Below are 13,949 nucleotides of genomic sequence, written 5' to 3'. Positions count from 1 at the left end.
TTATTAATAAAATTAAACGTTATCAATACGACCTAACAAAGAACGCAAACGTTCTTGCCAGTTTTCATGTTCACTCTTGAGTTGTTCATTTTCATTGCGTAATGTTTCGTTTTGTTGTTGCGCTTGATTATTTTTTTCTTTTAATTCTTCAACTTCTAATTGAAGTAATTCAATCGTTTCAACGGCTTGTTTAATTTTTGTTTCAAGTTGGTCTAAAATTTCTAACGACATAGTGGATTCCTTTTAAAAAAATGGTTAATGAACATAGATGTATGCTTATTCTACCTGAGTTTATTGATTTCGCAAAAAAATTTATCTTTTTATAACGCAATCGTTTGCAGAAATGATAGAATACGCCGATTTTTAAGCAACCAAAGGATCAAAAAATGAATAGAGCATTAGCCATTGAATTTTCTCGAGTTACCGAAGCTGCTGCGCTTGCTGGTTTTGCTTGGTTGGGGCGTGGGGATAAAAATGCCGCCGATGATGCCGCTGTGCAAGCAATGCGATTGATGTTAAATCAAATTGAAATGCGTGGTGAAGTGGTGATTGGCGAAGGCGAAATTGATGAAGCGCCGATGCTCTATATTGGTGAGAAAATTGGTACAGGAACCGGCGAAGAGGTTTCTATTGCTGTTGATCCTATTGAAGGGACAAGAATGACGGCAATGGGGCAACCAAATGCACTTTCTGTGTTAGCCGCAGGGGGAAAAGAGACCTTTTTACGAGCGCCTGATATGTATATGGAAAAATTGGTCGTAGGTCCTGAAGCAAAAGGAATGATTGATTTAAACTTACCATTGGAACAAAACTTGCGCCGTGTAGCATCAAAAATGGGAAAATTACTTTCTCAATTAACGGTGATTACCCTAGATAAACCGCGCCACACTGAAGTCATTAAAAAAATGCAGCTACTCGGAGTGAAAGTCTTGGCGATTCCAGATGGTGATGTTGCCGCATCAATTTTATGCTGTTTGCCTGATGGTGGTGCAGATATGCTATATGGCATTGGCGGCGCGCCTGAAGGCGTGGTGGCTGCGGCAGCTATTCGTGCCTTAGGGGGAGAAATGCAAGCGCGTTTAATTCCTCGTCATCAAGTAAAAGGCAGTTCGCCAGAAAATCAATCCATTGCGGCAGATGAAATTCGCCGTTGCCAAGAAATGGGCATTGAAGTGAATCAAGTGCTGAAATTAGAAGAGTTAGTGCGTGATGATAATCTTGTTTTTTCTGCCACAGGTATTACTAATGGTGATTTGCTTAAAGGTATTCATCGTCGCGGTAATTTAGCGACAACGGAAACCTTACTGATTCGTGGCCGTTCACGTACCATTCGTCGTATTCAATCTGTGCATTATTTAGATAGAAAAGACACCGCACTTTATCGTTTAATTGATGCCTAACCGCGTTTTATTTGTTTTATGCTCATCTAGGCGGAAGTTCTCCGCCTAATGGGGTTTTCTGCAAATTAAAGTGCGGTGCTTTTTTTCATTATTTTTCAATTTATTATTTACCTGCCTGAGATTTTTGCGAAATTAGCCAAAAGCCTAAAAATTTGCTATAATCTGCCCAATTTTTTATCAATAAAAACAGAGAATTGTTATGTCGAATAATGTCCCAGAAAATTATGGTGCAAGTAGTATCAAAGTATTAAAAGGCCTTGATGCAGTGCGTAAACGCCCCGGTATGTATATTGGTGATACCGATGACGGAACAGGGTTACATCATATGGTTTTTGAAGTTGTAGATAATGCCATTGATGAAGCATTGGCGGGCTATTGTTCTGATATTATTGTGACTATTCATTCTGATAATTCTGTTTCAGTGCAAGATGATGGTCGTGGTATTCCAGTGGATATTCACCCTGAAGAAGGGGTATCTGCCGCAGAAGTGATTATGACAGTATTGCACGCAGGCGGAAAATTTGATGATAATTCTTATAAAGTGTCTGGTGGATTGCATGGTGTGGGTGTGTCCGTAGTTAATGCGCTATCTGATAAATTACAGCTCACCATTCGTCGTCAAGGCAATGTTCACGAACAATTCTATCATTTAGGTGATCCGCAAGCGCCTTTAACCATTATTGGTGAAACTAGCCAAACGGGAACGACGGTGCGTTTTTGGCCAAGTCCAAGCATTTTCACCAATATTGAATTTGAATATGACATTTTGGCTAAACGCTTGCGTGAGCTTTCTTTTTTAAATTCAGGGGTATCCATTCGTTTAATTGATGAACGTGATGATAAACAGGATCACTTTCATTATGAAGGCGGAATCCAAGCCTTTGTGGAATATTTAAACAAAAATAAAAATCCAATTCATCAAAAACCATTTTATTTTTCCACAGAAAAAGATGATATTGGTGTTGAAGTTGCTTTGCAGTGGAATGAAGGCTATCAATCGGAAAATATTCATTGCTTCACCAACAATATTCCACAACGTGATGGAGGAACTCACTTAGCTGGTTTCCGTGCCGCTTTAACGCGAACCTTAAATGCTTATATGGAAAAATCAGGGCTGAATAAAAAAGGCAAGAACGATAAAGTGGAAACCTCAGGTGATGATGCACGTGAAGGGCTCGTCGCGATTATTTCAGTGAAAGTACCTGATCCAAAATTCTCTTCACAAACTAAAGATAAATTGGTTTCTTCCGAAGTAAAAGGGGCGGTGGAATCCGCCATGAATGAGCGCTTGCAAGAATATTTGGAAGAAAATCCAAATGACGCCAAAATGATTGCAAGTAAAATTATTGATGCAGCGCGCGCCCGCGAAGCCGCACGCAAAGCCCGGGAAATGACACGTCGTAAAGGGGCATTGGATATTGCAGGGTTACCCGGTAAGTTAGCAGATTGCCAAGAACGTGATCCTGCTTTATCTGAACTCTACCTTGTGGAGGGGGATTCTGCAGGAGGGTCAGCAAAACAAGGGCGTAATCGTAAAAATCAAGCAATTTTGCCATTAAAAGGGAAAATCCTAAATGTAGAAAAAGCCCGTTTTGATAAAATGCTTTCTTCCCAAGAAGTGGGAACATTAATTACTGCGCTTGGCTGTGGAATTGGGCGTGATGAATATAATCCAGATAAATTGCGTTATCACAGTATTATTATAATGACCGATGCTGATGTGGACGGTGCGCATATTAGCACCTTATTGCTCACTTTCTTCTATCGTCAAATGCCTGAATTAATTGAACGTGGTCATATTTATATTGCTCAACCGCCACTTTATAAAGTGAAAAAAGGTAAAAATGAAGAGTACATTAAAGATGATGAAGCAATGGCACAATATGAATTAAATATTGCTTTAGATGGTGCAGCGTTATATACCACGAAAGATGCTCCCGCAATGAGTGGGGTGGCATTAGAAAAATTGGTGTCTGAATATAACAGCGTGCAAAAAATGATTGCGCGTTTAAGCCGCCATTATCCAGAAAGTGTTTTAAAAACCTTGATTTATCAACCTGAATTAACCGTCGCTTTAATGCAAAATGAAAGTGCGGTGGAATTTTGGGCAAAATCTTTGGTTGAAAACTTAACGGAAAAAGAAAGCAGCGGTAATCATTATAGTTATAAACTGCATTTCAATAGTGAACGCCATTTACACGAAGTTGTGCTAACCGTGCGTACTCACGGCATTGATACAGAATATGTATTTGGTTTCCAATTTATCAATGGCAATGATTATGCCCGCATTGTGAAATTGGGTTCACAGCTCAACGGTTTGCTTGAGCCTGATGCTTATATCGCACGCGGTGAACGTCAATATCCAGTAACAACGTTTGAACAAGCGGTAGAATGGTTAGTAAAAGAATCGCGTCGCGGTTTAATGGTACAACGTTATAAAGGGTTAGGTGAAATGAATCCAGAGCAGCTTTGGGAAACCACAATGGATCCTGAAACACGTACAATGTTGCAAGTTACCATTAAAGATGCTGTGGCAGCTGATCAGCTCTTCACTACCTTAATGGGTGATGAAGTTGAACCTCGTCGTGAGTTTATTGAATCTAATGCATTACGAGCTAACTTAGATATTTAATTCCTTCTAATAAAAAAGCCACTTACAAAAAATGTGAGTGGCTTTTTTGTTATCTTTATTTTAAATGAGAATTATTTTTATTTAAAATAATATGTTTTTATCCTATAATCTAACCTTAAATTAACTAGATAAAGGGGGAGGTAAAAATGGATAAAAAAACGACCGCACTATCCGTATTACTCGTTTGTTTAGGCTGTACTATATTTTCCTACGCTGAAGAAACACTTGATGAAATTCTTATTTCCACAGAAAACACAACCAATAAAATTCCAACTACAGAAAAGAAAACAGAGAAAATTATTCAAAATGAACTTATTCGCGATACAAAAGATTTAGTCCGTTATAGCCCTGATGTTGGCATTGTTGATAATGGTCGTTTTATAAAAGGTTTTTCTATGCGTGGGGTTGAAGGTAACCGCGTTGGCATTAGTATTGATGGGGTGAATTTACCCGATAGTGAAGAAAATACACTATATGCCAGATATGGTAATTTTAATTCTTCAAGATTAAGCATTGATACAGAACTTATAAATAATATTGATATAGTTAAAGGCGCTGATAGTTTTCATTCTGGTAGTGGCGCATTAGGTGGAACGGTTAATTACCAAACATTAGAACCGCAAGATTTAGTTTTAGCTGAGAATCGTTTTGGTGCATTATTACGTACAGGTTATGCGAGTAAAAATAAGGAATGGGTAAGAACCTTTGGGGTAGGTTATGTTGGCCAGCAAGTAGATGCCCTTTTACTATATTCTCAACGGACGGGACACGAATTAAAAAGTAATGGACGTGGCGAGATAGATCAATCTTCAAGTAGTCAACATCCTGATCCTTCCACTCATCGTTATCATAGCTATCTTGCCAAATTAGGGATTCAACTCAATGATCATCATAAAATTGGGATTGGTATTAATGGGCAACAAGGGCATCGTTATACTGATGAACGTAGTTATGCATTGTTTGGCGGACAATGGCGTGAAGCAGATGATCAAAATAAACGTTTAAATCTTAATCTTTATTATCTTTATACGCCACAGTCTGAATATCTGGCATTTACAAAATTTGATGTTGATTATCAAAAAACCGATCTTGCAGCGGTAAATTATAAAGGAGGCCGGCATTGGCAAACAGACGAAAAAGAGTTAGATGAAGTTTTTGATAGACGGATGAAAACGACATTTAAACGTGCTTCTTTCTATGTTGAAAGTGAGCCTTTAAGCTTTTTAGGATCTCATATACTAGGGCTAAAAATGGCTGCAAGTGAACGTCAATTTGAAAATATTAATCATGATACTAATCGCTTTGGTTTAGATTCACACTACACTATTCAATATCCGATTAAAACTAAGCAATATCGTTTAGCATTAAAAGATAATGTTACTTGGTTTCCAACCTTTGACCAATGGACGCCGAAAATTATGGCACATTTAGGTGCTGGTTATGATTATACGAAGTATAACCCACAACGTTTAAATGCACCTTGTAGCACGGCTTGTTTAGCAGAAGGCGCACCTCAAAAAAGCCATTTTGCAAATTGGAGCGGTTTAGCTGGGATTGATGCCCAAGTTACAGATAATTGGACATTTGGCTATTTACTTACAACAGGCTACCGTTTACCCACTGCCACAGAACGCTATTTCACATTTACTAATGCTTATGGTAAATGGAAGTCTAATCCTGCTTTAAAAGCAGAAAAAAGTTTAAATCATACCTTTTTTGCAAAAGGTGAAGGGAAAGCAGGATTATTAGATGTAATGTTCTATCAAAACCACTATCGCAATTTTCTATTTGAGCAGGAAAGTATTATTGAAGAAACAGCTTATGGGCGTACTTTTCAATCACAAATGCAAAAAATGGTAAATGTAGATAAAGCTAAAATTCATGGTATTGAAATTAAAGGAAGATTAAATTTAGCACAGCTTTTACCTGCTCCTGAAGGATTAACGCTATTTGGTGCATTGGGATATAGTAAAGGACATTTATCTAATAATGCGAGCTTACTTTCCATTCAGCCAATGAAAATGGTTATTGGTATAGATTATGAGCATCCGCAAGGAAAATGGGGAATATTCAGTCGCTTAACCTATTTAGCAAATAAAAAAGCAAAAGATGCTCAAGTATTTGAAAATAAAACGCGTTGTGTACGCTGGGAATATGATTATTGGTATGACAGAGATATGTGCGTAAAAGATGAACTTTATCAAACAATTGATACCTATAAATACTTGAATAAATCAGCCTATGTTTTTGATTTATTTGGGTATTATAAAATAAATCAACATATCACTTTAAGAGCCGGAATATATAATTTATTTAATCGTCGTTATCAAACTTGGGATGCCTTGCGAGGGATCAACGCAAATAGTACAACGAATACCGTAGATCGTGATGGATTAGGGTTGGAACGTTTTTATGCACCAGGGCGAAATTATAGTGCATCAATTGAAGTTCGTTTTTAATCGTTTTTCTTTATCGCGCTTAGCTAGATAACAATTTTAGGATATTCATATTATGATGATTGATAAAAGGCTTATTAATACCGTTTCTGAAAGTAAAGAATGGATTGCCAAAGCAGTGCTATGGAATTGGGTCGCCTTAGTTGGTGGAATAATTAGTGCCACCGTTTTTGCTCTATGTTTACAATGGGTCTGGCAAGAAAAGCTAGGAATAACAAGTGCGGTATTTTTTTTTGTTATTTTAATATTGGCATTAATTTTGCGTGTATTAGCAGGGAAAATGGCAGTAAACGCTTCCTATCGTGCCAGTACACAAGTGAAACATCAATTAAGAACATTAATTTATCAAAAGCTGGTTTCAATGCCACTAAGTCAAGTTAATCAGCAATCAACGTCCTCTATTATCCAAGTTGCATCTGAAGGGGTAGAACAGCTTGAAATTTATTTTGGACGTTATTTACCACAATTATTTTATAGCTTACTTGCGCCTTTAACTTTATTTAGTATTTTAGTTTTTCTTAATTTTTCTACTTCATTCATTTTATTACTCTGCGTTCCTCTTATTCCCTTTTCTATTATTATTGTGAATAAAATTGCTAAGCGTTTATTACATAAATATTGGTCTATTTATGTTGGATTAGGTAGTTCTTTTTTAGATAATTTACAAGGTTTAATTACCCTAAAAATTTATCAAGATGATGAATATAAAGCGAAGCAAATGGAACTTGAAGCAGAGCATTTTCGTAAAATCACAATGAAAGTCCTGACAATGCAGCTTAATTCTGTTTCTATTATGGATTTACTCGCTTATGGCGGGGCAGCTATTGGAATTTTAACTGCATTATTACAATTTGAAGCAGGGAATTTGACACTATTTGGTGTTATTTTGTTTATTTTACTTTCATCAGAATTTTTTATTCCATTACGTCTATTAGGATCGTTTTTTCACGTAGCAATGAATGGTAAAGCAGCATCAGATAAAATTTTCGCTTTACTTGATCTTCCTGTTGAAGGTTTACAAAGTGCGGTGGATTTTAACGATAAAAATCCAATTAGTATCTCAATCAAAAATCTTGATTTTTCTTATAATAATGAAAAACAACTATTTAAAAAATTAAATTTAACTATTCCTGCAAATAAATTAACCGTTTTTGTTGGTGAGAGTGGATGTGGTAAATCTACTTTAGTGTCTTTATTAATGGGATTTTATTCTCAACAATCAGGTGATATTTTATTGAATCAACAAAATGCTGCTGATCTTAAACGTGCATCATTATATCAACATATTAGCCTTGTAAGTCATAGTAGTTATATTTTTAAAGGGTCATTACGAGAAAATATGCAAATGGCAAAGCCAGAGGCAACTGATGAGGAAATTTGTCACTATTTACAACAAGTTAATCTTGATAAATTTGTAAAACAACAAGGTGGTTTAGATATGCCATTATTAAGCCGTGGTAGTAATTTATCTGGTGGGCAAATTCAGCGATTAGCTCTAGCAAGGGCATTGTTGCATAATGCTAATTTATACATTTTTGATGAGGCGACCAGTAATATTGATATAGAAAGCGAAGAAATTATTTTACAGCTAATTCAAAAATTAAAGGATAAAAAAACGATTATTATGATTTCTCATCGTTTAGCTAATGCGATAGAAGCGGATCATATTTATGTTTTACAAAAAGGGGAAATCGTTGAACAAGGTCAGCACCAACAATTAATGGAAAAAAATGGTTTGTACCACCAAATGTTTAGCCAACAAAAACAATTAGAAGCGGTGAGAAAGGGAGAGAAAAATGCATAAAAATGGGTTTGTTATAATGTGGCATCTGGTTAAATTGGTCATACCATTAGCGCATATTATGAGTTTTACGATTATTATGGGAGTGCTTGGTTTTCTTTCCGCAATTTTTATTATGACGCTTGGTGCAATGGGATTAGCAAATCTCATTGGGTTCAGTACCTATTTAAATTTAAGCCAAATTCTTACCGCACTTTTAGTTTTAGCCGTGGCACGAGGTATTTTACGTTATTTGGAACAAATGTCAGGGCATTATATAGCTTTTAAATTACTTGCTTTATTAAGAGATAAGGTATTTGGTGCGCTACGTAAATTAGCCTTTGTTAAGTTACAAAATAAACAATCGGGTCAATTACTTTCGCTTGTTACCAATGATATTGAGTTACTCGAAGTTTTTTATGCCCATACTATCGCTCCTATTATGATAGCATTGATTACATCAAGTATATTATTGTCTATTTTTGGGCATATTTCCCTTTGGTTTATGCTAATAGCGTTTTTAGCTTATTGTACCATCGGTGTTATCTTGCCAATTTTAACCACTAAAATGGCAAGAGAAGAAGGACGTCAATATCGAGAATTGGTAGGGGAAATGAACGACTATTTTCTTGATAGTTTGCAAGGAATGAAAGAAATTCAACTTTTTAACCAAGCTACTACAAGATTGAATGCAATAAATCAGCGAAGTAAAGCTATTGATCAAGCTTTTTTTAAAATTAAACAACAAGAAGCTAAAGTACGTTGTTATACTGATATCGCGGTATCTTTATTTAATCTTACCATTTTGTTTGTCGGAATATTGCTTTGGTATCTTCATAAAATAGATTTTAGTGAATTATTAATTGCAGTTATTTTATTAATGTCTAGTTATGGGCCTGTAATTGCATTAAGTAATTTATCAAACAATTTATTACAAACACTTGCAAGTGGAGAACGTGTTCTCACATTATTGTCAGAACAGCCTTATTTAGAGGAAGTAAAAACAGGGCTAGGTTTAAATAATATCGAACAATTAAGTGGAGAAAATATTGAATTTTGTTATGAAAATGAAGTGATATTATCAAATATTGAATTTAGTTTAAATAAGGGACAAATTTTAGGCATTCATGGACGAAGTGGAAGTGGAAAAAGCACCTTACTAAAATTAATAATGAGGTTTTATGATCCTCAAAAAGGCATAATTCAAATTAATGGGAAAAATCTGACCGCACTTAATACTCAGGCATTGCGTGATAATATTGCCTATATTACACAGCAAACCTACATTTTTAACCAAAGTATTTATGAAAATATTTTGCTTGCTAAGCGAAATGCAAGCCGAGAAGAAGTCATTAATGCAGCAAAAAAAGCCGCGATTCATGATTTTATTATGGGATTACCACAGGGATATGAAACAAAAGTTTCAGAACTTGGGAGCAGTTTATCTGATGGTGAAAAACAACGTATCGGTATTGCTCGAGCTTTTTTACATAATGCGCCAATCATTTTGCTTGATGAGCCAACAAGTAATTTAGATAGTCTAAATGAAGCAATAATTTTGCACTCATTACTAAACGTCAAAAAAGACAAACTGATTATTCTGGTGAGCCATCGATCCTCTACAATGGCTATTTGTGATAAAGTCATTGAGATTGCAAATGGACGAATTTCTTAAGTTTTGTTTCTTTTTATAAAATGGGCAATGATTGCCCATTTTATATTTTGCTATTTAACTGAAGATTATTTTTTCATATTATCGTTTGTTAACGGTTTGCCTTGGTATTCTCCCGTTAGGCTATATAAGAAATCAACAATATCGCTAACTTGTTCTTTTGACAAACTTACGCCACGTTGATATTTCAACATCATTTCCACAGCTTGGGTTAAATCTTGTGCGTTTGCATCGTGGAAATAAGGGGCAGTAAGCGCAATATTACGTAATGTTGGTACTTTAAAACGGTGTTTATCATAAGGATTTTTTGTTTGTGCGAAGCGACCGTCATCGGCTTCTGTTAATGGTTTATTACGGTCAGCAAAATAATCTGCTTTCACGCCCATCAGTTCATAAGATTGACCACCTAAATTGATGCCAGTATGACAGGTATCACATTTATATTGGTGGAATAAGGCATAACCGTTTTTCTGTGTTGCAGTTAAGGCACTTTCATCACCTTGTAAATAGCGATCGAAAGGGCTATTTGGGGTAATTAAGGTTTTCTCAAATTCTGCAATGGCATCTGTAATCGTTTTTTCGTTAAAGCCTTCAGGGTAAATTTTTTCAAAAGCTTGTTTGAGTGCTTCATCTTTATTGAGATTATTAATAATTTGTTGCCAATTTTCTGCACCCATTTCTACGGGGTTTAAAGGCGGTCCTCCTGCTTGTTCTGCTAAGTTTGCAGCACGCCCATCCCAGAATTGAACGATATTGAAAGCTGCGTTATAGACAGTAGGTGCATTAATTCCTCCTTTCTGCCCTTTAATTCCAGTAGAAGTGGCAAGATTATCCACCCCGCCGGTATTCAAACCGTGACAAGTGGCACAAGCAATGGTACCGTCACCTGATAATGAGGTACTATGATAAAGGGTATTACCCAAATCAACTTTGGCAGGATTAACTGGCACATTTTGTGGTACAGGTTGTACGAAGCGTTCGGCTGATGTGCCAGAGGTATTTGCAGGAAGCTGGTATTCTTGACGAACTTTATGAATCCAATCAAGCAAGGTTGTTTTCTCTTGTTCATTTAAACCGGATCCCCAATGTACTATTTTGAAAGAATGAATAGGCATTTCGTTATTTTGAATGACACTTTCAAGTTTAGCTAACGCTGCGGCAGAAATGCGTTGAGGTTGATTAAGATAATCTGTGATGTTATCCAACAAAAAATGAGCTTGTCCTTGTTGAATGTCTTTTTCCATTAAACTGCTAGCGATAGGTAATTTAGCATAAAATGGCATATTAGTGTTGCTGCTATGGCAATATTGACAGCCATTATTATATAACACTGTTTCAACGGCACGTTGCTGTTGATCAGTCGTTTGACTTTCTTGCAAACGCCGTTGTGTTTCTTGTTTATCAAAATGGTGGATATATGCCACCGTCCCTAGGTAAGTGGCGACACTTGCACTAATAAATGTAAATAACCACGATTGAGGTTTCATAAGATTCTCCTTTATAGAATAGTAAGTTAGGAAACATCTCGCACAGTATTAACAATTATTAAGAAAGGAATATTGATAGAAATCAATAAATTTCATTGGTAAATTCTATAGATTTAATAGGTGTAATTTTTGTGTGGTTATTTATAATTGTTTGATTATTAAAATAATAAAGTATGGTATAGACACCCTGCATTATTTTTAGTCTAAATAGTGGGAATATAAAAAAGCCAAAAAAACAACCGTACTTTAGTTATGAGTAAAATTTTGCTTTTATTTGTTGCAATACCGCATTAGGATCAAGTTCCAAAGCAAAGCAGTAATCCATAAATTCTATAACATCAAGACGGCGATCCCCTGTCTCAATTTTCCCAATCAAAGAATAGATCACACCTAAACGCTCTGCTAAGGCACGTTGTGATAACCCCAGTGATTTTCGTTGAGAAATAAATAATTGGCGAAGGAATTGTTGTTCCTCTGAGTGAATTGAGGTTCGTAATTTTTTCATTGCACCTATTTTAGGTTTGAGGTGAAATAATTGTTAAAAATAGCCACATCATTTGTGGCTATTTTTCTATGTATATTTTTATTTTTCTTTAGGTAATCTTTTTATGGAGAAAAGTAATCCTCCCCAAATGATGACTAAAGCGATGACCATCATAATAATTGCACTATTGCTCATTTGATTGTTCTCCTTTGCCGTGTTCTTTAAGATTGAATAATTCTTCATCTTTCCATTTTAATCGTGAAAGAAGGAATGAAATGACAACAAGGGCAACTGCCATTCCCCAACCGAAGGTATTCACAAACCAAGATGGGTAGCCTTCGTAACCGTTTGTAAATACTTTTGCACCTTCACTTAATAGCATAAATGCTAAGATACCTGTAGTTAAGACAATACATAAACGCCAGAAAAAACCAACCTGAAAGGAAGAGGTGGCATTTAAGTGTTTTTGTAAAAGCCCTAATTTTTCATTTGTTACAATGGCGACTAATGAAACAAATGCAACAGCAACAATACCAAAGTAATTGACAAATTTATCTAGCACATCAAGCATTGGTAAACCTGTTGTTGTGCCGAATAAGATCACTGAAATCACCATCATTGGCAGACCAACAATAAAGGTTGCTTTTGCTCTGCGCATACGCAATTTATCTTGGATAGCAGAAATAATCACTTCAATAACAGAAATGAAAGAGGTTAATGCAGCAAAGGTGAGGGAGGCAAAGAATAATACCCCTAATACTTCACCAAATGGGGCTTTATTGATAATCGTCGGGAAAGCAAAAAAGGCTAAACCAATTCCCCCTTTCGCCACTTCACTCACTTCTTGTCCTGATGCGGTTGCCATAAAGCCTAGCGCTGCAAATACCCCAATTCCAGCTAATAGTTCAAAACTACTGTTTGCAAAACCAACAACTAGCCCATTTCCAGTTAGATCCGATTCTTTTTTCAAATAAGAGGCATAGGTAATCATAATGCCGAAACAGATTGATAGAGAGAAGAAGATTTGCCCATAGGCCGCAATCCACACACTTGGGTCAGAAAGTTTTGACCAATTTGGCGTAAAGAGGGCATCTAATCCTTTTGCTGCACCGGGTAAAAATAGCGAGGAAACAACAAGAATAATAAACATCACTACTAATAAAGGCATTAAAATTGATGAGGTTTTTGCGATCCCTTTTTGCACCCCAAGCGCTAAGACACCAAGGGCAACAAGCCAAACGGCAATTAATGGACCGACGACTATCCCTACAAATTCAAAGCTGACCCCTTGGGAGATATCACCCATTTTTAGAAAGTCGTGCAAGAAAAAGTCAATAGGTTGATCGCCCCAAGCCGCGTTCAAGGAAAAATAGGTATAGCTTGCTGCCCAACCTAATACTACGGCATAGTAAATCCCGATGATTACATTCACCATAACTTGCCACCAACCAAAGGTTTCAAAATGGCGGTTAAAACGACGATAGGATAACGGCGCACCACCACGATGGCGATGTCCAATAGCATAATCAAGGAATAAGAGTGGAATACCCGCAGTTAAAAGGGCAACAAGATAAGGAATGATGAATGCACCACCACCGTTTTCGTATGTAGTATAAGGAAAACGCCAAATGTTTCCTAACCCTACAGCAGAACCGATAGCAGCAAGAATAAATGCGCGGCTTCCTGAAAAGGTTTCGCGTTTTGCTGACTGTGTCATAGTACCACCTGATTAAACGTTAAAGAAATGTAAAGGCTAGGAATATAGCGGAATATCAATTTTAGTCAATAGCAAAAAATACGCAAAATTGGATATTTATATCGTTATTTTTGAACTAAACTAGTTTTTTGTTTTGTAAATCTGTTTGTTTTTAGTTTGATATACTTATTTGGGTGGATTGATAAATAATCGTGCTAAAAATGGCAACATATTGCCGAATAAAAAACTAGTAGAAAAATTCAAAAAATTTTATAAAAAATGACCGCACTTTTCTTTATCTTTCCGCCATAAAAACAAACCTCGCCTATTTAGCGAGGTATT

At 36.1% G+C, this 13,949-nt stretch carries 10 protein-coding genes; 5 read left to right on the top strand and 5 right to left on the bottom strand.

Features of this window, described 5'->3' with window-relative positions:
• Positions 1–12 precede the first annotated feature (12 nt).
• Positions 13–231, bottom strand: coding sequence for a cell division protein ZapB (locus tag L5B90_RS07025; protein ID WP_250351246.1), 219 nt, complete (start codon positions 229–231; stop codon positions 13–15).
• A gap of 155 nt (positions 232–386) precedes the next feature.
• Here L5B90_RS07025 and glpX point away from each other — a divergent pair, with 155 nt between their 5' ends.
• The 5 genes from glpX to L5B90_RS07000 all read left to right on the top strand — a co-directional run bounded on the left by glpX (position 387) and on the right by L5B90_RS07000 (position 9,943).
• Complete coding sequence (gene glpX, locus L5B90_RS07020) at positions 387–1,400, top strand: class II fructose-bisphosphatase (RefSeq protein ID WP_250363810.1); 1,014 nt, start codon at positions 387–389, stop codon at positions 1,398–1,400.
• 199 nt (positions 1,401–1,599) lie between these two features.
• Positions 1,600–4,032, top strand: a complete 2,433-nt coding sequence (gene gyrB, locus L5B90_RS07015; protein ID WP_250351248.1) for a DNA topoisomerase (ATP-hydrolyzing) subunit B — start codon at positions 1,600–1,602, stop codon at positions 4,030–4,032.
• Positions 4,033–4,178: 146 nt separating this feature from the next.
• Complete coding sequence (locus L5B90_RS07010; RefSeq protein ID WP_265762468.1) at positions 4,179–6,491, top strand: TonB-dependent hemoglobin/transferrin/lactoferrin family receptor; 2,313 nt, start codon at positions 4,179–4,181, stop codon at positions 6,489–6,491.
• A 52-nt stretch (positions 6,492–6,543) separates the two neighbouring features.
• Entirely contained in the window at positions 6,544–8,292 is a 1,749-nt protein-coding gene (locus L5B90_RS07005; RefSeq protein ID WP_265762467.1) for an ABC transporter ATP-binding protein/permease, read from the top strand.
• Positions 8,285–9,943 (top strand): amino acid ABC transporter ATP-binding/permease protein, encoded by a 1,659-nt coding sequence (locus L5B90_RS07000; RefSeq protein ID WP_265762466.1) that lies wholly within the window; start codon positions 8,285–8,287, stop codon positions 9,941–9,943. The genes L5B90_RS07005 and L5B90_RS07000 overlap by 8 nt, the downstream gene beginning before the upstream one ends.
• A gap of 65 nt (positions 9,944–10,008) precedes the next feature.
• On the opposite strand, the gene L5B90_RS06995 is transcribed toward L5B90_RS07000, so the two are convergent.
• The 4 genes from L5B90_RS06995 to L5B90_RS06985 form a co-directional block, all read right to left on the bottom strand.
• Positions 10,009–11,427 (bottom strand): cytochrome-c peroxidase, encoded by a 1,419-nt coding sequence (locus L5B90_RS06995; RefSeq protein ID WP_265762465.1) that lies wholly within the window; start codon positions 11,425–11,427, stop codon positions 10,009–10,011.
• 250 nt (positions 11,428–11,677) lie between these two features.
• Positions 11,678–11,932, bottom strand: a complete 255-nt coding sequence (locus tag L5B90_RS06990; RefSeq protein ID WP_250351253.1) for a helix-turn-helix domain-containing protein — start codon at positions 11,930–11,932, stop codon at positions 11,678–11,680.
• A 78-nt stretch (positions 11,933–12,010) separates the two neighbouring features.
• On the bottom strand, positions 12,011–12,082 hold the full coding sequence (locus L5B90_RS11630) for a MetS family NSS transporter small subunit (RefSeq protein ID WP_442778769.1): 72 nt from the start codon (positions 12,080–12,082) through the stop codon (positions 12,011–12,013).
• Between the two features lie 13 nt (positions 12,083–12,095).
• Positions 12,096–13,628, bottom strand: a complete 1,533-nt coding sequence (locus tag L5B90_RS06985) for a sodium-dependent transporter (RefSeq protein ID WP_265762464.1) — start codon at positions 13,626–13,628, stop codon at positions 12,096–12,098.
• Between the last annotated feature and the right edge of the window lie 321 nt (positions 13,629–13,949).

Origin of the sequence: Avibacterium sp. 20-129, from assembly GCF_026226845.1 — a bacterium.
Lineage (GTDB): Bacteria > Pseudomonadota > Gammaproteobacteria > Enterobacterales > Pasteurellaceae > Avibacterium.
Note: the sequence above shows the minus strand (reverse complement) of the source record. Positions and strands in the feature narration are given on the sequence as shown.

Excerpts from the sequence above, each read along its gene's own strand:
- L5B90_RS07010 (WP_265762468.1), top strand. The coding sequence starts at position 4,179 with ATGGATAAAAAAACGACCGCACTATCCGTATTACTCGTTTGTTTAGGC.
- L5B90_RS07025 (WP_250351246.1), bottom strand. The coding sequence starts at position 231 with ATGTCGTTAGAAATTTTAGACCAACTTGAAACAAAAATTAAACAAGCC.
- glpX (WP_250363810.1), top strand. The coding sequence starts at position 387 with ATGAATAGAGCATTAGCCATTGAATTTTCTCGAGTTACCGAAGCTGCT.
- L5B90_RS06990 (WP_250351253.1), bottom strand. The coding sequence starts at position 11,932 with ATGAAAAAATTACGAACCTCAATTCACTCAGAGGAACAACAATTCCTT.
- L5B90_RS07005 (WP_265762467.1), top strand. The coding sequence starts at position 6,544 with ATGATGATTGATAAAAGGCTTATTAATACCGTTTCTGAAAGTAAAGAA.
- L5B90_RS06995 (WP_265762465.1), bottom strand. The coding sequence starts at position 11,427 with ATGAAACCTCAATCGTGGTTATTTACATTTATTAGTGCAAGTGTCGCC.
- L5B90_RS07000 (WP_265762466.1), top strand. The coding sequence starts at position 8,285 with ATGCATAAAAATGGGTTTGTTATAATGTGGCATCTGGTTAAATTGGTC.
- L5B90_RS06985 (WP_265762464.1), bottom strand. The coding sequence starts at position 13,628 with ATGACACAGTCAGCAAAACGCGAAACCTTTTCAGGAAGCCGCGCATTT.
- gyrB (WP_250351248.1), top strand. The coding sequence starts at position 1,600 with ATGTCGAATAATGTCCCAGAAAATTATGGTGCAAGTAGTATCAAAGTA.